Here is a 20,616-nt window from a genome sequence, read left to right on the forward strand (position 1 = left end):
ACGGACGACCGACCGGCCGACGACACGACGTAGTCGACGTCCTACGTACGTTACGTTAACGAAAGTAAACGGCGCGTACGTCGTACACGCGCTTTTTTGTTCATGCCCGTTTGATCAGGAAGCGCCGGCGCCGCGTGTGCGGGCAACGCCGTCGAGTGCGGGCTTGTATTTCGGGTCGAGCCGGGCGGCATGTCCATAGGACTTGGCGGCCTTGGCCATCTCGCCGCGACGCTCATAAACAAGCGCCTGGTTGGCCCAGGATTCCGCCACATTGCCATCCAGCGAAATGGCGTGGTTGAAATCGGCAAAGGCGTTCTCATCGTCGTTCAAGGCGACATAGGAAAGGCCGCGGCCGTTATAGGGTTCCGGCGAGGTCGACGACAGCGAGATTGCCTTGGAGAAGTCCTCGATGGCCTGGGCATGCTGGTTGCGCAGCTGGTAGATCAGGCCGCGATTGTGCCAGGCGCGTCCATCGGTGGTTTCAAGCTCGATGGCGCGGGAGAAATCGTTGAAGGCTTCGTTCACACGCCCGGACTGGCGGTAAAGATTGCCGCGGCCGATCAGCGCCACATCGTAGCTCGGATTGATTTGCAGGGCGGCGTTGTAGTCCTGCAGGGCCTGCTGCTGCTGCCCGGAGTTGCGATAGACCAGCGCGCGGTTGGCATAGGCCTGATAAAAGCGCGGGTTGAGCTGCAGCGCCTTGTTGAAATCCTCGATGGCGCGGCGCGAATCGCCGGCGCGGCCGTAAGCCGAACCGCGGACGTTATAGCCTTCGGGATCCTGCGGATTGGCGTTGATGACCGAGGTAAGCGAGGCGATGTTTTCCTGCGAACCCTGGGCACGGTCGATCCTGAACACATCTTCCGTCTGGTTGGATGTCGCGCAGCCGGAAAGACCGGCAAGGACGGTACAGACGACCAGAGAAGCGCGGAACCCTCTGTTGTTTTTCAATGGCACCCGGCGCGTTGAGGCATCGGAGTTTTTCACAACACAGGCGTCGACAGCGATCATTCGGTGTGGGTTCCCTCGCAGGCCGGTCTCACGGTCGTTTTCAAGAGCGTTCTCCGGCCACAAACACAAAGAGCGGCGGCGAATTGATCGCCCCCGCCCAACAAGCATTCAAAAACGTCCAAAAGACGGCCTATTAACGGCCTGCGCGGGGGCCTGCAACCAGACCTTCGCGCTGTGCACGCTTGCGTGCCAGCTTGCGAACGCGGCGAACGGCTTCAGCCTTTTCGCGAGCGCGCTTCTGGGAGGGCTTTTCGTAGTAATCGCGCATTTTCATTTCACGGAAAATGCCTTCGCGCTGCATCTTTTTCTTCAGGGCGCGGAGCGCCTGATCAACGTTATTGTCGCGGACTAGTACCTGCACGTGAATCCCGTTCCTTTGGTTTGGTTAATTTGCTATGTGAATAAGGCATTCGCACGCAAATAAAAAATCGTTCGTTCGGCTGTCGAGCCGGGCGATTGGTGACGTGCAATAACAGATCATTTGAGCCAAGTCCAGCCGGTAGCGCATAATCACCCAGCAAAATGCGGCTTGCCCGGAATTCTGCCTGCGATGTCGAAACAAAATCATTGCGGCGTCGCAAAATGGATATTGCCTCCCATCCCGATTTGCCATGTGTATGATAAGGGCCGGAGCCATGTTTCCGGCTTCTGGCCGGTTCTTGAGGAGCAGATTGCGAATGCGCAAATATTCCGTTTTTGCCGTGGCGCGTGAGGCGCTCAGGGGTCATAAGGGGTGGGATGCGCAATGGGCCTCGCCCGAGCCGCGCAAGGATTACGATGTCATCATCATCGGCGGCGGCGGCCATGGGCTGGGGGCTGCCTATTATCTTGCCAAGGAACACGGCATTACCAATGTCGCGGTTCTGGAAAAAGGCTGGCTTGGCGGCGGCAATACCGGCCGCAACACCACCATCATCCGCTCCAACTATCTCTATGAAGAGAGCATGGATATTTACGAGCATTCCCTGAAACTGTGGGAAGGCCTGAGCCAGGATCTCAATTACAACGTCATGTATTCGGCGCGCGGCGTGATGATGCTGTCGCACAATATTCATGACCGGCAGTCCTTCAGCCGCCATATCAATGCCAACCGTCTTTACGGCATCGACAATGAGTGGCTGACGCCGGAGCAGGCGAAAGCCTATTGCCCGCCGCTCGATATATCAGGCAATGCGCGTTATCCGATCAACGGCGCTGCCCTCCAGCGCCGCGGCGGCACGGCGCGCCACGATGCTGTGGCCTGGGGTTATGCCCGCGCGGCCTCCGACCGCGGCGTGCACATCATTCAGAACTGCGAGGTCACGGGCATTCGCCGCGGGCCGGACGGGGCGGTGACGGGTGTGGAAACCAATCGCGGTTTCATCGGTGCGAAGAAGATCGGCGTTTCCGCCGCCGGTCATTCCTCCGTCATCATGAAAATGGCGGATGTGCGCGTTCCGCTGCATTCCAACCCGCTGCAGGCGCTGGTTTCGGAACCGCTGAAGCCGATTTTCCCCTGCGTGGTGATGTCCAACACGGTCCACGCCTATATTTCGCAATCCGACAAGGGCGAGCTGGTCATCGGCGCGGGCACTGATCAATATAACTCCTATTCCCAGACCGGCGGCCTGCAGATCATCACCCACACACTCGACGCGATCTGCGAGCTGTTCCCGATCTTCCGCCGCGTCAAGATGATGCGCCAATGGGGCGGCATTACCGACAACACGCCCGACCGCTCGGCGATCCAGAGCGTGACGCCGGTGCAGAACCTCTTCGTCAATTGCGGCTGGGGCACGGGCGGCTTCAAGGCGACGCCGGGTTCGGCCAATCTTTTCGCGCATCTCATCGCGCGGGGTGAACCGCATCGTCTGGCGGCGGGGCTGACGCTCGACCGGTTCCGCACCGGCCGTCTTATCGATGAGGCTGCCGCTGCCGCGGTGGCGCATTGATGCTGGCGGCGGCCATGCTTGCGATCAACATATCAGGCGCGGCCGTGCCCGTGCCCGTCGGCCGCGTCATTCCCGAGGCCAGGGATTTTCGCAGCCAGAAGATTGCGAAGATGCAGGGGGAGAAAGACTGGCCCTTCATGGCGGAAAAAGGCCTGCTTCTCTGTGCTCCAAGTCTCGCGAACAAGATGGTTTATTTTGTCGGCGAGAAGGAGGATGGCGGGCAGGATTACCCCTTCGCGATCGACACCGACATGATGGCGGTTGCCATCGTCAATATGGGCCGGGCCTCGGCGCTACGCCCTTTCGATAATTTCGAGCAGCTTTTAAAGCGGCTTTCCCCTTTCGTAGCCATGGGAAAGCGGCTGTGTGACCAACCCGCCGGAACGATCCTTCCGGAAAATTCTCTCTAGGTGGAGCGACGATGCTTCTGATCCATTGCCCCTATTGCGGGGAAGACCGTTCCGAACTGGAATTCCGCTGGGCGGGCGAAGCCCATATCGCCCGGCCGGAAAACATCGCCGATATTTCCGACGAGGCCTTCGCCGAATATTTCTTCATTCGCGACAATGACAAGGGCCTCGTTTTCGAGCGCTGGCGTCACATTCACGGCTGCGGCCGCTTCTTCAACGCCGCCCGCGATTCGGTCAGCGACAAATTCCTGATGACCTACAAGGCGGGTGAGCCGAAACCCGATACTGAGACGGTCCTTTCCGCAGAAAAGGGAGCCGGGCAATGAGCGGCGATTATCGTATCAAGGGGGCCGGTCGTCTCACCCCGGCCAGAACCGCGCGCTTCACCTTCGATGGCAAGATTTATCAGGCGCTGGAGGGGGACACGGTCGCCTCCGCGCTTCTGGCGAATGGCGTGCATCTGATCGGCCGCTCGTTCAAATATCACCGGCCGCGCGGCTTCCTTTCCGCCGGGCCGGAAGAGCCGAATGCGCTGATCGACGTTTCCCGCGACAGTCTGCGCAAGCAGCCCAATGTGCGTGCCACGGTGCAGGAAGTGTTCGACGGCGCGATCATCGCCTCGCAGAACCGCTTTCCGTCGCTATCCTTCGATCTAAGCGCCATCAACGATCTCCTGTCGCCGATGTTCGCGGCCGGTTTTTATTATAAGACCTTCATGTGGCCGAAGGCCGCCTGGCACAGGATTTACGAACCGCTGATCCGCCGCGCCGCCGGTCTCGGCAGGGCGCCGAGCGAGCCGGATGCGGATCATTATTCCGGTCGTTATGCCCATTGCGATGTGCTGGTGGCCGGTGCCGGCGTCGCTGGTCTGACGGCGGCGCTTGCTGCCGCGAAAACCGGCGTCAGCGTCATTATGGTCGATGAAAATGCCGAAGTCGGCGGCGCGCTGCGTTTCGACACTGGCACGGTTATCGACGGTCTGCCCGGTTACGAATGGGCGCAGAAGGTTTTTGCCGAACTGAAGTCCCTGCCCAATGTGCGGGTTCTCACCCGCACCACCGCTTTTGGTTATTACAACCACAATTTCGTGGCGCTGGCCGAGCGGGTGACCGATCATCTCGCCACGCCCGCCAGACACCAGCCGCGCGAGCGGCTGTGGCAGGTGCGCGCCAAAAAGGTCGTGCTGGCGGCGGGTGCGATCGAACGTCACATGGTCTTTGCCAATAATGACCGCCCCGGCATCATGCTGGCCTCGGCCGCACGTACCTATCTCAACCATTACGGCGTCGCCGTGGGTCAAAATGTCGGGGTCTACACCGCCCATGATTCGGCCTATGAGACGGCCTTCGATCTGAAGAAGGTCGGGGTGAAAATCGCTGCCATCGTCGATTGCCGCGAGAACCCGGATCAGCGCCTGCTGGATGAGGCGCGGGCGCTCGGCATCGAAGTGCTGGCGGGCCATAGCGTTTACAATACCGCCGGCCGCCTGCGTGTGTCTTCCATGACAGTTGGCCGCAATGGCGGCTCCAACAAGCGCAAGATCGCCATCGATGCGCTTGTGGTTTCGGCCGGCTGGACGCCATCGGTGCATCTCTTCTCGCAATCGCGCGGCAAGCTGAAGTTTGACGCGGCTAACCAGCGTTTCCTGCCGGATATCCATGTGCAGAACGGCGTCTCCATCGGCGCCTGCAACGGCACGGACGATCTTTCCGCGCTGATTGCCGAGGCTGCGGCTGCCGGTGGCGGCGGCGTCGAGTTTTCCGGCGAGAATGCCAGGACCTGGACCGGTGGCATGATCGGTGCGGCCGAAGGCGCGGGTGAGGGCACCGGCGTCAAGGCCTTCATCGATTTCCAGCACGATGTCTGCGCCAAGGATATCCGCCTTGCCGTGCGCGAGGGCATGCATTCCGTCGAGCATATCAAGCGCTTCACCACCAATGGCATGGCGTCCGATCAGGGCAAGATGTCCAATATGCACGGCCTTGCCATCGCATCGGAGGCGCTTGGCCGGGATTTGCCCAAGGTCGGTCTCACCACCTTCCGTCAGCCCTATACGCCGGTCACCTTCGGCACGCTCATCAACCATTCGCGCGGCGCGCTGTTCGACCCGGCCCGCAAGACGCCGATGCACGAGGAAGAGCTGGCTGCAGGTGCGGTGTTCGAGGATGTCGGCAACTGGAAGCGCGCCTGGTTTTTCCCGCGGGCGGGTGAAGACATGCATGAGGCGATCAACCGCGAATGCAAGACGGTTCGGACAAGCGTCGGCGTGTTCGATGCCTCGACGCTTGGCAAGATCGAGGTGGTCGGCCCGGATGCGGCGAAGTTCCTGAACCTCATCTACACCAATGCCTGGGACACGCTGAAACCCGGCCGTTGCCGTTACGGCATCATGACCCGCGAAGACGGTTTCGTTTACGACGACGGCGTCGTCGGGCGTCTTGCCGAAGACCGTTTCCACGTGACGACCACCACGGGCGGCGCGCCGCGCGTTCTCCAGCACATGGAAGATTATCTCCAGACCGAATTCCCCGATCTCAATGTCTGGCTCACCTCGGCCACCGAACAATGGGCCGTGATTGCCGTGCAGGGGCCAAAGGCGCGCGAGGTTATCGCTCCCTTCGTCGAGGGCATCGATCTCTCGCCGGAGGCCTTCCCGCATATGGCGGTGGCCGAAGGCACCTTCTGCGGTGTGCCGACACGGCTCTTCCGCGTGTCCTTTACCGGTGAACTGGGTTTCGAAATCAACGTTCCGGCCGATTACGGCGCGGCCGTCTGGACCGCGATCCGCGAAAGGGCGGAAGCCGTCGGCGGCTGCCTTTATGGCACCGAGACCATGCACATTCTGCGTGCGGAAAAGGGCTATATCATCGTCGGGCAGGATACGGACGGCACGGTGACGCCAGACGATGCCGGGCTTGCCTGGGCCGTTTCCAAAAAGAAGACGGATTTCGTCGGCATTCGCGGTCTGAAACGTCCCGATCTCACGCGCTCCGGCCGCAAACAGCTTGTCGGCCTGAAGACGAAAGACCGGCTGACCGTTCCGGACGAGGGCGGCCAGATCGTTGTCGATCCAAACCAGCCGAAACCCATGACCATGCTCGGTCATGTCACCTCCGCCTACTGGTCGGAAAATCTCGGCCATTCCATCGCTTTCGCGCTGGTGGCGGATGGCAGGGCGCGCATGGGCGAAACGCTCTACATTCCGCTCGCCGATAAAACCATTGCCGTCGAAGTGACCGACATGGTCTTCCTCGACAAGGAAGGAGCCCGTCTCAATGGCTGACAAACTTCACGCAAAACGCAAATCCGTGCTCGAGGATTTTCACGGCGGCTCTCCCTTCGTTTCGCTGAAACCCGCTGCTTCCGCCTCGCGGCTGTCGCTGCGCGCCCGGGAAAGCGCCCTGCCGGCACTTTCGGAAGCGCTCGGTCTTGCCCTGCCTGCCCGCCCGAAAAGCTCCGTCACCTCGGGCCTGCGGTCCGCTTTGTGGCTCGGCCCGGATGAATGGCTGGTGATCGATCAGGGCGAAAGCGACCTGGTGGCGGCTCTCGCCGGCGTTTCCGGCCTGTTTTCTGCAACCGATATTTCCCACCGCAATACGGCCGTCATCGTCTCCGGTGCCGGTGCGGAAGCGGCACTCAATGCCGGCTGCCCGCAGGATCTTTCTCTCGCAAAGTTCCCGGTCGGCGCGTGCTCGCGCACCGTTTTCGGCAAGGCGGAAGTCGTGCTGCTGCGCACGGCGGACGATACGTTCCGGGTGGAATGCTGGCGTTCCTTTGCCGAATATGTCGGCGGGCTGTTGCAGGAGGCGGCTGAGGACGTGGCGGTTTAACCCGCCATCCACCCCCGCCATTCCACCCACCGCCCATGGAAATCGGCCCGGCCGATTTCCTGTTTCTCGCCGGTCGGCCAGATCTGCAGGGTAATGGCGGCACCGCCCGGCGTCGCATCCGCCTCCATTTGCAGCCGGGCAAGCGGGGCATCCGGCGTGGCGCGGGTTCCAGCTTCGGCAATCACAACCTCGCCTTCCTGTTTCAGTCCATCGGGCAGATATTGCCAGGCGACCGAGTGATAGACGACATGGACAGCACCCGCATATTGCGTGGCGAGGCGGCATTTCAGCCAGTCGACCGCGTCCGCCTTCTCGACATGCAGACCATGCTCCACCGCTATCCGCAGGGCGGCGGCGGTTCGCTCCAGCCTGTCTGTCTGGTCGGCCCAGACATAGGACATCAGCCGCAGGTGATCTTCGGCGGATGACGGGTCGAGCGGGTTGAGATCGCAGCCGGCGCGCTCGATAACCTCGATCCGCTCATGGGCGGGCGTGTCGCCGCGCCATTCCGGTGACAGGAAAACATCGGATTGCTCACCCCAGGCGAGATCGCCGAGGCGATATCGGTAACGGTCGAATTGCAGGTTGAGGCCAGCGCTGGCTCCAACTTCGGAAAGCACCAGCGGCTTGCCGGTCAGTGCCGCAATCGAAAGAAAGCCCGGCAGCAGAACGGCGGAACGCCGAACCTCGTTGGTCTGCGGCGGTGATTTCAACCTTTCGAGGATGAAGGGGGAATGAAAACGCAGGGCGCTGGCGCAGGCCTGCCAGAGCGCTTCTTCGTCTTCCGGCGGGATATCGGCAAGCGGCGCGATCTTTTCCTCTATGGCGAGCGCATGCAGGGCGCCCGCCAGCCGGAGGGGAACGGAATCGCCCGAGGGGCCGACATCGCCGGGCCAGGACAAGATCCGCTCGCCCACCTCGGTATGGCGGTCGAGTCGTCCTGCCATGGCGCGGCAGAGCCGTGCGGTAAAGGGCGAGCCGAGGCTGTCGCAGGCTCTTGCCTGCACGAGAAACGCATTCTTTACGGCTTCGTCATGCATGCGGTCTCTCCCTTGCGGCAGTTTCAGGCGTCTTCCGGCCTGTCCTCCGGGTTGAACTGGCTGATGGTGGTCCAGCGGGCGGTAAGCGCCGGCTTTTTCTCGTTTTCGATGTCCACCGTCACGTCATAGGTCGTCATCAACATGGCCGCGCCGCGAAAACGCGCCTCCGCCAGTGTGAAGCGGCCGCGCACCCGCGCACCGCTTTTGACCGGCGTAACGAAACGAACGGCATCGAAGCCGTAATTGATGCCCATGGTCTGTTCGCGGATGCGGGGCAGGGCATCGTAATTCAGCGCCGAAAGCAGAGACAGCGTCAGGAATCCATGCGCGATGGTGCCGCCAAAGGGGCTTTCCGCTTTGGCGCGTTCCGGGTCGGTGTGGATGAACTGTTCATCCAGCGTCGCCTTTCCGAAAGCGTCAATCATCGTCTGGTCGACGGTGATCCAGTCGGAGACGCCCATTTCCGTGCCGACCAGATGTTTCATCTCCGCCAGCGCAATTTCTTTTGTCATGTTACCTCGTCCGCATTGTTTCGAGGGACTTATACGGCTGGCGACGCGAAGGGATCAACTGCGCAGATAAAACACCACGGAACGGGCGGGCAGGAAGGCGGGATTGCCGAAATCCGTGCCGATGGCGCACCAGCCATCACCGGGCAGCGTGAAAGGAACGATCTCGCGACCGCGATTGATGAGAACCGCAAGCTCGACCTCGACGCCCGTTTCGCGGTCCGACGTTGAAAGCACCATGGCGAAGGCGGGTCCATTCGGGCTTTCCCAGTCCGCAATCGTCATGGGCTCCCCGCCCGGGGCAAGCCATGTCACATCGCCGCTGCCGGAAAAGAAGCCGGTCTCGGAAAAGACGCCGAAGCGTTTGCGAAGCACTGCGAGAAATGCCGTGTGATCGATCAGTTCGGGCACAAGCGAAGACCAGTCGACCCAGGTGATGTCATTGTCCTGACAATAGGCGTTGTTGTTGCCATGCTGGCTGCGGCCGCCCTCATCGCCGGCGGTCAACATCAAGACGCCGCGGCTGACGAACAGGGTGGAAAGCAGCGCCTTCACATCCGCAATGCGGGCGTCGACAATGGCAGGGTCATCCGTCAGGCCTTCGAAACCATTGTTCCAGGAGTGATTTTCATTGTGGCCGTCGCGATTGTTCTCGCCGTTTTTCTCATTGTGCTTGTGTTCGTGGCTGACGAGGTCGAACAGGGTGAAGCCGTCATGGGCGGCGAGAAAGTTGACGCTGCGGCTGTTCGCTCGGCCATGGCGGGAAAAGATCGGCGAAGACCCGGAAAGCGCATCGGCCAGCGCCCCGGTGGTGCCGGCGTCGCCGCGCCAGAAGCGGCGCATATCGTCGCGGGCGCGGTCGTTCCACTCCAGAAAGCTTTCGGGGAAATTGCCGAGCTGATATCCACCGGGGCCGATATCCCATGGTTCGGCGATCAGCAGGCGGTCGTAAAGTGCCGGGTCCGAATGCATGGCCGCGAGCGTTTCGCTTGCCATGTCAAAGCCATTGGCCGTTCGCCCGAGCACGGGCGCGAGGTCGAAACGGAAGCCGTCCACCCCGGCGTTCAGAACGAAATGCCTGAGGGAATCGACGATGAGCTGGCGAATATAGGGATGGTCGCAGGCAACCGTATTGCCGGTGCCGGTATCGTTGACCAGCACGCCCGGTTTTCCCGGCGGGTGGCGAAAGGCAGTGAGGTTATCGAGCCCGCGCAACGACAGGATCGAACCTTCGATATCGCTTTCGCCCGTATGGTTGAAGACCAGATCGAGAATGACGCCGATGCCCTCCGCGTGCAGCACGGCAATAGTGTCGCGCAATTCCCGCACGCCGCCGGGGCAGAGGCGCGGATCGAGCGCCATGAAGCCGACGGGATTATAACCCCAGGCGTTGGAAAGGCCGAGCGGCGGCAGGTGGCGCTCGTCGATCCAGGCGGTGATCGGCATCAATTCCACCGCGTCGACGCCGATCTTTTTCAGGTGCGCGATAATGGCGGGATGGGCAAGTGCGGCAACGGTGCCCCTGATCTCTTCCGGCACTTCAGGATGCAGCTGGGTGAAGGATTTGACGGCGAGTTCGTAAATCAGCCCGCCTTCGGCAAAAAACGGCGGTTGACGCCGGACCGGCTCATGCTGCGAAAGGATCGCCTTCGGCATGATCCCGCCGGTATCCGCACCAAAGGCGTAAAGCGCGGGATCGTGCCGGAAGGGGCGGTCGATCTCCGTGGCATAGGGGTCGAGCAGCAGCTTTGCAGGATCGAACCAGAGGCCGTGTTCGGGAGCGTAAATGCCGTGAGCGCGAAAGCCATATCGCGTGCCGGGGCCGGCATCGGAGACGGTCAACCGGTGAACGTCATCTTCACCGCGCGTCATCGGCAAACGCGCCGTTTCTTTTTCGCCGTTCGCATCGAAAAGGCAGAGATCGATCTGCGAGGCGTGCCGGGAATAGACCGTGAATTCCGTTCCGTTTTCCGTCTGGATTGCGCCTTTGGGGAAAACGGAAGGTGTCTGCATGGTCTGTCTCTCCGTGAATAGTTGTTTCTTCTTCGTGAGGGTAGAAGGTGGCCGGTAATGGAAGGCGGGTATGCGTCCGCCTGTGATCGATGGCGAACCCAAAACCTCTCCTCCGTCATGCTCGGGCCTGTCCCACTGCTGTCCGGTTTAAATTTGGTGGACATGGCGCACGGTGTTGCTCCTCTTTCGTGTCCGAGATCGTCGCCAAACGCTCGAATACGAGTAGAATCAACACCGTGCGCCATGTCCACCAAATTTAAACCGGACAGCAGTGGCACAAGGCCGAGGATGACGTCGAGTTTGGAGAGAGGTCTGTTACTACTCTCAGACGGCCTTGTGGCCGCCTCCCGTCTTTTCGATTCTGCGCCTCTCCAGCAGCAACGGCGGATGCAACTGAACAAAACCTCAGGTAATAACGCTCGGCTCGCTACGGCCGGTATGGGCCTTGATGCCGGCGATCGTATCGGCAACGGAAATCAGGTCGGCAAGCGCCTCCTGCGTTTCGATGCCGTGGCGGGCCGCATCCGGCTCGTAACGCTCGACATAAAGGCGAAGTGTGGCGCCCGCAGTGCCCGTGCCGGAAAGGCGCAGCACGATGCGCGAACCGCCTTCGAACAGGATGCGGATGCCCTGATTTTTGCTGACCGACTGATCGACCGGATCGTGATAGGCAAAATCATCCGCCGCCGCGACCTTCAGATTGCCGTAGCTGGTGCCGGGAAGCGTGGCGAGTTTTTCGCGCAGGGTTGCGACCAGCGTGTTGGCGGCGTCCGAATCCACTTCCTCATAGTCATGGCGGGAATAATAGTTGCGGCCATATTCGGCCCAGTGTTTTGTGACGATGTCCTTCACGCTTTCCTTGCGCGCGGCGACAATGTTCAGCCAGTAGAGCACGGCCCATAGGCCGTCCTTTTCGCGCACATGGTTGGAGCCGGTGCCGAAGCTTTCTTCGCCGCAGATCGTCACCTTGCCGGCATCCATGAGATTACCAAAGAATTTCCAGCCGGTCGGCGTTTCATACATGCCAAGGCCAAGCTTTTCGGCCACACGGTCCGCTGCCGCACTCGTCGGCATCGAACGGGCAATGCCGGAAATGCCGGCGGCATAACCCGGGGCCAGTTTGGCATTGGCCGCGATGATGGCGAGGCTGTCGGACGGGGTGACGAACATGCCCTTGCCGACCACCATGTTGCGGTCGCCATCGCCATCGGAGGCCGCGCCGAAATCGGGGCCTTCCGGGCTCATGACGTCGTCATAAAGCTCCTTGGCGTGGACAAGGTTCGGGTCGGGATGATGGCCGCCGAAATCCGGCAGCGGCGTTGCGTTGCGGACGGAGCCCTTCGGCGCGCCGAGGCGCTTTTCGATGATTTCCACGGCATAGGGCCCGGTGACGGCGCTCATGGAATCGACCACGACCTTGAAACCGCCGGCGATCAGCGCGCGGATGGCGGCGAAATCGAACAGTTCTTCCATCAGGGCGGCGTAATCGGCAACCGGATCGATCACCTCGACCGTCAGTTCGTCCACCTTGAAGCTGCCCACCTTGTCGAGATCGATATCGGCGGCGTCGGAGATTTTATAGCTGTCGATAACCTTCGAGCGGGCATAGATCGCATCGGTGATCTTTTCCGGTGCGGGGCCGCCATTGCCGATATTGTATTTGATGCCGAAATCTTCGTTCGGGCCGCCGGGATTGTGGCTGGCGGAAAGCACGATGCCGCCAAACGCCTTGTATTTGCGGATGACGTTGGAGGCGGCAGGCGTCGAGAGAATGCCACCCTGACCGACCAGAACCTTGCCGAAACCGGCAGCGGCGGCCATTTTGATCGCCTTCTGGATGACTTCGCGGTTGTAATAACGGCCGTCGCCGCCGATCACCAGCGTCTGGCCCTGAAAGCCCTCAAGCGCGTCGAAGATCGACTGGATGAAATTCTCGGCGTAATTTTCCTGTGCGAAGACTGGCACCTTCTTGCGCAGGCCGGATGTGCCCGGCTTCTGGTCCTGATAGGGCTTCGTCTGAACGGTCTTGATCATTGTTTCAATGGCCTTTCGAAATAAGCTGGCTGTAAAGCGCGGCGTAAAGACCGGCGCTCTTTTCCCAGGAAACATCGGATTTCATTCCGAGTTTCTGCATTTGTGTCCATAGTTTCGGGTCGTGGTAATAACGGACGGTCCGGCGGATCGCCTGTTTCAGACCATCGAGCGTAACGGGTGAAAACTGCACGCCGGTCGCCGATTTATTGGCGATGGCGGCGTGGTTGGCGTCGATCACCGTGTCGGCAAGGCCGCCGGTGCGGGCGACGACCGGAATGCAGCCATAGCGTAGCGCATAAAGCTGGGTGAGGCCGCAGGGTTCGAAACGCGAGGGAATGATGATCGCATCGCAGCCCGCCTGCATCAGATGCGACAGCGGCTCGTTGTAACCGACAGCAACGCCGACGCGGCCATGGTGGCGGGATGCCGCCGCCAGAAGCGCGCCTTCCAGCGCCACTTCGCCGGCGCCCAGCACCACCAGACGGCCGCCGAGGGAAACGATCTCGTCCACGGCTTCCGCCATGAGGTCGATGCCCTTCTGCCAGGTGAGGCGGGAGATGATGCAGAAAAGCGGGCTGTCATCATCGTCGATGCGGAAATGTTCGGCGACAGCCTTCTTGTTCAGCGCGCGGTTCTTGAGATTGGTGGCCGAATAATTGTCGTGGATCAGATGGTCCGTCGCCGGGTTCCAGACATCGGCATCGATGCCGTTGACGATGCCGTGCAGCACATGGGCGCGGCTGCCGATGACGCCGTGCAGGCCCATGCCGAATTGCGGGGTGAGGATTTCCTCGGCATAGGAGGGGCTGACGGTGCTGAGCGCTGTTGCCGTCTGCAGCCCGCCCTTCAGGAAGCTCACATCGTTGTAATATTCTATGCCTTCCATGCCGAAGGCATGGGCGGGCAATGCAAGCTTGCTGAAGATATTCGCGCCGAACTGGCCCTGAAAAGCGATGTTGTGGATGGTGAGAAGGCTCGGAATCTCGGGCGTTTCGGCATAACGCATATAGACCGGCGCCATGGCGGCCTGCCAGTCATGGGCATGCACCATATCCGGCCGCCAGCCGGGAAGCGCGCCGGCGGCAATGCGGGCCGCAGCCAGCGAAAGCGCCGCGAAACGCTTCCAGTTGTCAGGGTAATCCTTGCCGGTCTGGTCGAGATAAGGGCCGCCGGAGCGCTCGTAATAGGCCGGCGCATCGAGAATGAGGAGGTTAAGCCCCTCATGCCGCACTTCGAGCACATCGGCGTTTTCGCCGAGCAGATCGGTAAATTCGAAACATTTGACGGGGTCCGTCACGGCGGCTTTCACCGCCGGATATCCGGGTATCAATGTGCGCGTCGTGACACCATGGGCTTCCAGCGCGATGGGGAGCGCGCCGGCAACGTCGGCGAGCCCTCCGGTCTTGATCAGGGGATAGATTTCGGATGAAACCGAAAGGACATTCATGGGCTCTACAGGTCCAGCTTGTCGATCATCGATTGGGTGATAAGGCAAATGCCGTTTTCGGTGCGGCGGAAACGTTTGGCATCCAGTTCTGGGTCTTCTCCTACAATCAGTCCTTCCGGAATGACCACGCCATGGTCGATGACGACATTGCTGAGCTGGGCGTGACGCCCGATCTTCACACTCGGCAGTACTACGGCATTCTCAAGGCGGGAGTATGAATTTGCGCGCACCCCGGTAAACAGCAGGCTGCGCTGCAGGGAGGCGCCGGAAATGATGCAATCGCCGGAGACGACCGAAGACACGGCCGAGCCGCGGCGATTCTCGTCATCGTGCACGAATTTCGCCGGCGGGGTGATTTCCGCATAGGTCCAGATCGGCCAGGACTTGTCGTAGATGTCGAGGTCCGGCACCACATCCGTCAGGTCGATATTGGCCTGCCAATAGGCGTCGATGGTGCCGACATCGCGCCAGTAAGGGCCATGCTCGAAATCCGAACGAACGCAACTATCGGCGAAGCGATGGGCGACGGCTTTGCCGTGTTCGACGATATAGGGAATGATGTCCTTGCCGAAGTCGCGGCTGGAAGTCGGGTCGGCGGCGTCGCGGCGCAGGGCTTCCATCAGGAATTTCGTGTGGAAGACATAGATGCCCATGGAGGCGAGCGCGAATCCTTCATTGCCCGGAATGCCCGGCGGATCGGCCGGCTTTTCAATGAAATCGATGATTTCGTCTTTTTCATTCACATGCATCACGCCGAAGCCGGTCGCTTCCATGCGCGGCACTTCAAGGCAGCCGATCGTCACGTCCGCACCGGAATCGACATGCTGCTGCAGCATGTATTCGTAATCCATTTTGTAAATATGGTCGCCGGCGAGGATGACCATATATTCCGGCGCATAGGGCTCGATGATGTCGATGTTCTGGTAGACGGCGTCGGCCGTGCCTTCATACCATTGCGTTTCGGAAACGCGCTGGGAGGCCGGCAGAATATCGAAGCTTTCGTTACGTTCAGGGCGGAAGAAGTCCCAGCCGCGCTGCAGGTGCCGAATGAGCGAGTGCGCCTTGTATTGCGTGGCGACGCCGATGCGGCGAATGCCGGAATTGAGCGCGTTGGAGAGCGCAAAATCGATGATGCGCGCCTTGCCGCCGAAATAGACGGCGGGTTTTGCCCGGCGGTCCGTCAGCTCCTTCAGGCGGCTTCCTCTGCCGCCTGCGAGGACATAGGCCATTGCATCGCGTGCCAAAGGCTGAACTCTTTTTTCCGACATGGTGTCCTCCCTCTCTGTCTGTCAGTTTTCCGGCTCGAGCATGATCGTTGCGAGTGGCGGCAGGACGAGCATTGTCCCGATGTCTCCCCCGGCATCGACCGCCTGAACGCGTCCGCCATTTCCCTTGCCGCTGCCGCCATAAATTTCGGCGTCGGTGTTGAGAATCTCCCTCCACCGCCCCGCAAGCGGAAGCGGCACATAATAGTTTTCCCGATAGACCGGCGTGAGATTGCAGATGACCGCCACCGGCTTTTCACCCGGCGCCATGCGCAGCCAGGCGAAGACGGAATTGTCGTGGTCATCCACCACAAGCCAGCGGAAACCTTCCGGTTCGCAGTCGCGGGCGTGCAAAGCGGGTTTTGAACGGTAGGTGAGGTTGAGATCGCGCACGAGGCGGCGCATGCCCTCATGCATCGGATATTGGCGCAGGTTCCAGTCGAGCGAGCCCTTTTCGCTCCATTCGCTCCATTGTGCGAATTCCTGTCCCATGAACAGCAGCTTCTTGCCGGGATAACCCCACATGAAGGCGTAATAGGACCGCAGATTGGCGAATTTCTGCCAGTCGTCGCCGGACATCTTGGCGATCAGCGATCCCTTGCCGTGCACCACCTCGTCATGGGAAAGCGGCAGCACGAAATTTTCGCTGAAGGCGTAAAGCAGGCCGAAGGTCAGCTCCTGATGGTGGAACTTGCGATGCACCGGCTCGCGCGAGAAATAACTCAGCGTATCGTGCATGAAGCCCATATTCCATTTGAAGCCGAAGCCGAGGCCGCCCTCGTGGACCGGCTGCGACACTTTCGGCCAGGAGGTGGATTCCTCGGCAATGGTCATGACGCCCGGATGGGTGCCGTAGACGAGGGAATTCATCTTCTGCAGGAAGCGGACGGATTCGAGATTTTCCCGCCCGCCATATTCGTTGGGGATCCACTCGCCTTCCTTGCGGGAATAATCGAGATAGAGCATCGAGGCGACCGCATCCACGCGCAGGCCGTCGAGATGGAATTTTTCGGCCCAATAAAGCGCATTGTTGATGAGGTAGGACATCACCTCGATGCGGCCGAAATTATAGATGGCCGTGTTCCAGTCGGGATGAAAACCCTGACGCGGATCGGCATGTTCGTAAAGCGCCGTGCCATCGAACCAGCGCAAGCCGTGCTCGTCGGTTGGAAAATGCGCCGGAACCCAGTCGAGCAGGATGCCTATGCCGACCTTGTGAGCGCCATTGACGAAACGCGCGAAGCCCTCCGGATCGCCGAAACGGGCGGATGGCGCATAAAGCCCGGTCGTCTGGTAACCCCATGAAGGGTCATAGGGATGTTCGGTGATGGGCAGGAACTCGATATGGGTGAAGCCCATATCGGTACAATAGGGAATGAGCTGGGCGGCCAGTTCATCCCAGCTCAGGAACGTGCCGTCCTCGCGCCGCCGCCAGGAGCCGGCATGCACCTCGTAAATGCTGATCGGCTGGCGGCGCTGGTCCACCTTCGCCCAATGTTCCCGGTGTGCCTGATCTTCCCATTTCTGGGTAAGTTCCGGCGCGGTAACAGAGGCGTTCTTCGGCCGCAACTCGGCGCGCCGCGCATAGGGGTCTGCCTTCAACGGCAGAAGCTCGCCGTTTGCGCCGAGGATTTCGAACTTGTAGGCGCAGCCGGCATAGACGTCAGGCGCGAAGATTTCCCAGATGCCGGTATCCTTGCGGAACCGCATGACATGCCGGCGGCCATCCCAATTGTTGAAATCGCCGACGACGGAAACGCGCCGCGCATTGGGAGCCCAGACGGCGAAGTGGAAGCCCTCGACGCCCTCGAGCTTCAGAGGATGTGCGCCCATCCTGTCGAAGAGCCGCAGATGCGATCCTTCGCGGACGAAATAATCGTCCATGGGGCCGAGAACTGGGCCGAAACTGTAGGGGTCGGTCACCGCCCATTCGGCGTCGTCGCGGCTGGCGCGATACCGCACAGGCTGTCGCTTCGAAAGATCGATCCGGCCTTCGAAAAAGCCATCCGGATCGAGCCGCTTCAATTCGCCCACGAAATTTCCGTCCAGCGTCAGGACGGAAACCTCCTCTGCGCCCGGAATGAAACAGCGGGCGGAAAACCCTTCCGGCGTTTCGTGAACGCCGAGAAGGGCAAAGGGATTGGAATGCAAACCGCTCTTGATCGCCTCGATTTCAGCCTTCGTGATGTCGCCAGTCTTTTTCTCTTCGGCCGAATTGAGCGGTTTTTTCATCAGGCTCTCCAGATCTCGGTGGCATATTGGCGGATTGTCCGGTCGGACGAGAACCAGCCCATACGCGCCGTGTTGCGCACTGTCTTGGCATACCAGCTGTCCGGATCGCTCCAGATCGCGTCCACTTCCCGCTGCGCATTTGCATAGGCGTCGAAGTCGGCGGCGACCATGAACCAGTCGCTGTTGTAGATACCGTCGATCAGGCCGGCGAAACGGGAGCGGTCATCGGGCGAGAAGACGCCGGAGGCGATGGAAGACAGCGCCTGCGACAGCTCGGCCGATCCTTCGATGATCGCGCGGGGATTGTGGCCTTCGGCGCGCGCATTGGCCACTTCATCCGCCGTCATTCCGAAGATGACGATATTCTCCGCGCCGACATGATCGCGCATTTCGACGTTGGCGCCATCGAGCGTGCCGATGGTGAGCGCGCCGTTGAGTGCGAATTTCATGTTGCCGGTGCCGGAAGCTTCCATGCCGGCCGTCGATATCTGTTCGGAAAGATCGGCGGCGGGAACCATGATTTCCGCAAGCGAGACGTTATAGTTCGGAACAAACACCACTTTCAGAAGCCCGCGCACGGCCGGATCGTTGTTGATGACCCGGGCAATATCGTTGGCAAGCTTTATGATCAGCTTCGCGTTGTGATAACTCGGCGCCGCCTTGCCTGCGAAGAACTTAACGCGCGGCACCCAATCCAGTTCCGGGTGAGAACGGATCTGATCGTAAAGCGCGACCGTTTCCACGAGGTTCAGAAGCTGACGCTTATATTCATGGATACGCTTGATCTGGATGTCGAACATGGCCGAGGGATCGACGCGGATGCCCATGCGCTGCGCGACAGTATTGGCAAGCCGCACCTTGTTCAGACGCTTTACCTCGGCAAACTTCTCGCGGAACCCGGCATCGTCGGCGAAACGGTCAAGTGCTGTCAGCTTTTCCGCATCGTCGAGGAAATCGTCGCCGATTGCTTCGCGCAGCAGGCTGGTGAGGCCCGGATTGCACTGCATCAGCCAGCGGCGCGGTGTGATGCCATTGGTCTTGTTGTTGATACGGTCAGGATAAAGGCTGTGAAGGTCGGCAAAGACCGTTTCCTTCATCAGGTCGGTATGAAGGGCGGAAACGCCGTTGATGGAATGCGAGCCGATGAAGGCGAGGTTGCCCATGCGCACGCGGCGTTCGCCGCCTTCATCGATCAGCGAGATCGAACGGATCTGCTGATCCGCCATCTTCTTTTCCTTGCGGGCGTAAACCAGCGTGTTGGCGTTTATCGCATAGACGATCTGCATATGTCTTGGCAGAAGACGCTCGAGCAGCGGCACCGGCCAGCTTTCCAGCGCCTCCGGCAGAAGCGTATGGTTGGTATAGGAGAACGTGCCCTGCGTGATCTTCCACGCTTCCTCGAATTCCAGACCGTGCACATCGCACAGAAGACGCATCATTTCGGCGATGGAAATGGCCGGATGCGTATCGTTGAGCTGGATCGAGACCTTCTCGGGCAGCGAGGTGAAATCGGGATATTGCTGCAAATGGCGGCGCAGAATGTCCTGCAGCGAGGCGGAGGAGAAGAAGAACTCCTGGCGCAGGCGCAGTTCCTGACCGGCCGGCGTCGCATCGGCGGGGTAGAGAACCCGCGTCAGGCTTTCCGCCTTGTTGCTTTCTCGCAAGGCGCCGATATAGTCGCCGGCGTTGAAGGCGGCCAGCAGAATGGGGTCGATAGGCTGCGCCGACCACAGGCGAAGCGTATTGACGCGGGTGCCGCGCCAGCCGACGACCGGTGTGTCGTAAGCCATGGCGATCACGCGTTCTGCCGGTTTCCAGACGAAACGCTGCGGATCTTCATAACCGCCGATGGTTTCCACCGAGCCGCCGAAGCCAACCTCATAGGAGCTTTCGCGGCGCTCGAATTCCCAGGGGTTGCCGTGTGCCAGCCAGGTTTCCGGCAGTTCCACCTGCCAGCCATCTGCCATCTGCTGGCGGAACAGGCCATGCACGTAACGGATGCCGTAGCCATAGGCGGGAATGTCCACGGTCGCCATGGATTCCATGAAACAGGCCGCAAGCCGGCCGAGACCGCCATTGCCGAGCGCCGCATCCGGCTCCAGACCGGCGATGACATCCAGATCGACGCCGAGCGAGGACAGGGCATCGCGGATTTCGTGCATCAGGCCGATATTGGAGATGGCGTCGCGCATCAGGCGGCCGATCAGGAATTCGAGCGACAGATAATAAACGCGCTTGGAATTATTGGCATAGGCCTTGCGGGTGGATTCCATCCACTTGTCGATGATGCGGTCGCGGACGACGAGGATGGTTGCGGTCAGCCAGTCATGCGGCTTGGCAACCTTGACGTCCTTGCCGATACGGTAGGTGAGGCGTTCGATGATTTCCGACGCCATGATTTCCGGGTTGGAACTGCGCGGGGCGGGACGGGGAAGATCGGCGGCGTTAAGATTATTGATCATTGGTCGGTCAGCACCTTGGTGGGAGGAGAGGGTCTGAGAGGTTGATCCGGCTTGCCTTTGCTGATGCCAGTTTATGCATCGATATGGAGGCGTGGCAACAGCATTTTTTTCGGAAAATTGAACAGCTTAGCGCAATGAAAAATAAGTGTTTTTCTCGGCGCCCAAAGGATCGCCGAAGGCATCGATCGCCCTGTCTGCGCCGTTCTTCAGCGAATTTTCTTGGTCCTTGCGATGCCGGGCATCGCTCGTAAAAGGGGAAGAGGCTGCAATACTTCTGAAATGGTTCACCGGTCCTGAAATCTGTTTCGAACTATCGGATCACACACTAGCCTTCGCGGTTGCGAAAATTCAATGAAAATAAACAGGGCAGCGCTGCCGCCGCGCCGACCTGTCGTGGCGCGGGTGTAAAAACCGGCTGCGATCGTCGCCAAT

The 20,616-nt window shown here is 60.4% G+C and carries 15 protein-coding genes; 5 read left to right on the forward strand and 10 right to left on the reverse strand.

Going from position 1 to position 20,616, the window contains the following annotated elements; all coding sequences use genetic code 11:
• Positions 1-114 precede the first annotated feature (114 nt).
• Positions 115-1,011, reverse strand: coding sequence for a tetratricopeptide repeat protein (locus AGR7B_RS19940; protein ID WP_003508539.1), 897 nt, complete (start codon positions 1,009-1,011; stop codon positions 115-117).
• 133 nt (positions 1,012-1,144) lie between these two features.
• Positions 1,145-1,372, reverse strand: coding sequence for a 30S ribosomal protein S21 (gene rpsU, locus AGR7B_RS19945; protein ID WP_003508541.1), 228 nt, complete (start codon positions 1,370-1,372; stop codon positions 1,145-1,147).
• A gap of 316 nt (positions 1,373-1,688) precedes the next feature.
• Here rpsU and AGR7B_RS19950 point away from each other — a divergent pair, with 316 nt between their 5' ends.
• Genes AGR7B_RS19950 through AGR7B_RS19970 form a run of 5 tightly spaced genes read left to right on the forward strand, consistent with a single transcriptional unit; the run spans position 1,689 to position 7,182 of the window.
• On the forward strand, positions 1,689-2,942 hold the full coding sequence (locus AGR7B_RS19950; RefSeq protein ID WP_059756984.1) for a sarcosine oxidase subunit beta family protein: 1,254 nt from the start codon (positions 1,689-1,691) through the stop codon (positions 2,940-2,942).
• Positions 2,942-3,352: a hypothetical protein gene (locus tag AGR7B_RS19955; protein WP_162934211.1), complete on the forward strand. Its 411-nt coding sequence runs from the start codon at positions 2,942-2,944 to the stop codon at positions 3,350-3,352. The genes AGR7B_RS19950 and AGR7B_RS19955 overlap by 1 nt, the downstream gene beginning before the upstream one ends.
• A gap of 11 nt (positions 3,353-3,363) precedes the next feature.
• Positions 3,364-3,678: a sarcosine oxidase subunit delta gene (locus tag AGR7B_RS19960; protein ID WP_003508553.1), complete on the forward strand. Its 315-nt coding sequence runs from the start codon at positions 3,364-3,366 to the stop codon at positions 3,676-3,678.
• A complete protein-coding gene (locus AGR7B_RS19965; protein WP_080857675.1) occupies positions 3,675-6,635 on the forward strand; it encodes a sarcosine oxidase subunit alpha in 2,961 nt (986 codons plus the stop codon). Before AGR7B_RS19960 ends, AGR7B_RS19965 begins: the two co-directional genes overlap by 4 nt.
• The gene (locus AGR7B_RS19970) at positions 6,628-7,182 is read left to right on the forward strand and encodes a sarcosine oxidase subunit gamma (protein ID WP_080857676.1); all 555 of its coding nucleotides are present in this window, start codon (positions 6,628-6,630) and stop codon (positions 7,180-7,182) included. The genes AGR7B_RS19965 and AGR7B_RS19970 overlap by 8 nt, the downstream gene beginning before the upstream one ends.
• Here the strand turns inward: AGR7B_RS19970 and AGR7B_RS19975 are convergent.
• The 8 genes from AGR7B_RS19975 to AGR7B_RS20010 form a co-directional block, all read right to left on the reverse strand.
• Complete coding sequence (locus AGR7B_RS19975; protein WP_080857677.1) at positions 7,179-8,222, reverse strand: DUF2332 domain-containing protein; 1,044 nt, start codon at positions 8,220-8,222, stop codon at positions 7,179-7,181. The two genes, AGR7B_RS19970 and AGR7B_RS19975, sit on opposite strands and share 4 nt — an antisense overlap.
• 23 nt (positions 8,223-8,245) lie before the next feature.
• Positions 8,246-8,734: a MaoC family dehydratase gene (locus AGR7B_RS19980; RefSeq protein ID WP_065657376.1), complete on the reverse strand. Its 489-nt coding sequence runs from the start codon at positions 8,732-8,734 to the stop codon at positions 8,246-8,248.
• A 54-nt stretch (positions 8,735-8,788) separates the two neighbouring features.
• The gene (gene glgX / locus AGR7B_RS19985) at positions 8,789-10,744 is read right to left on the reverse strand and encodes a glycogen debranching protein GlgX (RefSeq protein WP_080857678.1); all 1,956 of its coding nucleotides are present in this window, start codon (positions 10,742-10,744) and stop codon (positions 8,789-8,791) included.
• Positions 10,745-11,149: 405 nt separating this feature from the next.
• The gene (locus AGR7B_RS19990) at positions 11,150-12,778 is read right to left on the reverse strand and encodes an alpha-D-glucose phosphate-specific phosphoglucomutase (protein ID WP_080857679.1); all 1,629 of its coding nucleotides are present in this window, start codon (positions 12,776-12,778) and stop codon (positions 11,150-11,152) included.
• A gap of 4 nt (positions 12,779-12,782) precedes the next feature.
• A complete protein-coding gene (gene glgA / locus AGR7B_RS19995; protein ID WP_080857680.1) occupies positions 12,783-14,225 on the reverse strand; it encodes a glycogen synthase GlgA in 1,443 nt (480 codons plus the stop codon).
• A gap of 5 nt (positions 14,226-14,230) precedes the next feature.
• Positions 14,231-15,493, reverse strand: a complete 1,263-nt coding sequence (glgC, locus tag AGR7B_RS20000) for a glucose-1-phosphate adenylyltransferase (RefSeq protein ID WP_003522150.1) — start codon at positions 15,491-15,493, stop codon at positions 14,231-14,233.
• A 21-nt stretch (positions 15,494-15,514) separates the two neighbouring features.
• Positions 15,515-17,722, reverse strand: a complete 2,208-nt coding sequence (glgB, locus tag AGR7B_RS20005; protein ID WP_080857681.1) for a 1,4-alpha-glucan branching protein GlgB — start codon at positions 17,720-17,722, stop codon at positions 15,515-15,517.
• Positions 17,722-20,184 carry a glycogen/starch/alpha-glucan phosphorylase gene (locus tag AGR7B_RS20010; RefSeq protein WP_080857682.1) on the reverse strand — a complete coding sequence of 821 codons (2,463 nt, stop codon included), beginning with the start codon at positions 20,182-20,184 and terminating at the stop codon, positions 17,722-17,724. The genes glgB and AGR7B_RS20010 overlap by 1 nt, the downstream gene beginning before the upstream one ends.
• Positions 20,185-20,616: the final 432 nt, after the last annotated feature.

Source organism: Agrobacterium deltaense RV3 (genome assembly GCF_900013505.1).
In the GTDB taxonomy this organism is placed as follows: Bacteria; Pseudomonadota; Alphaproteobacteria; order Rhizobiales; family Rhizobiaceae; genus Agrobacterium; species Agrobacterium leguminum.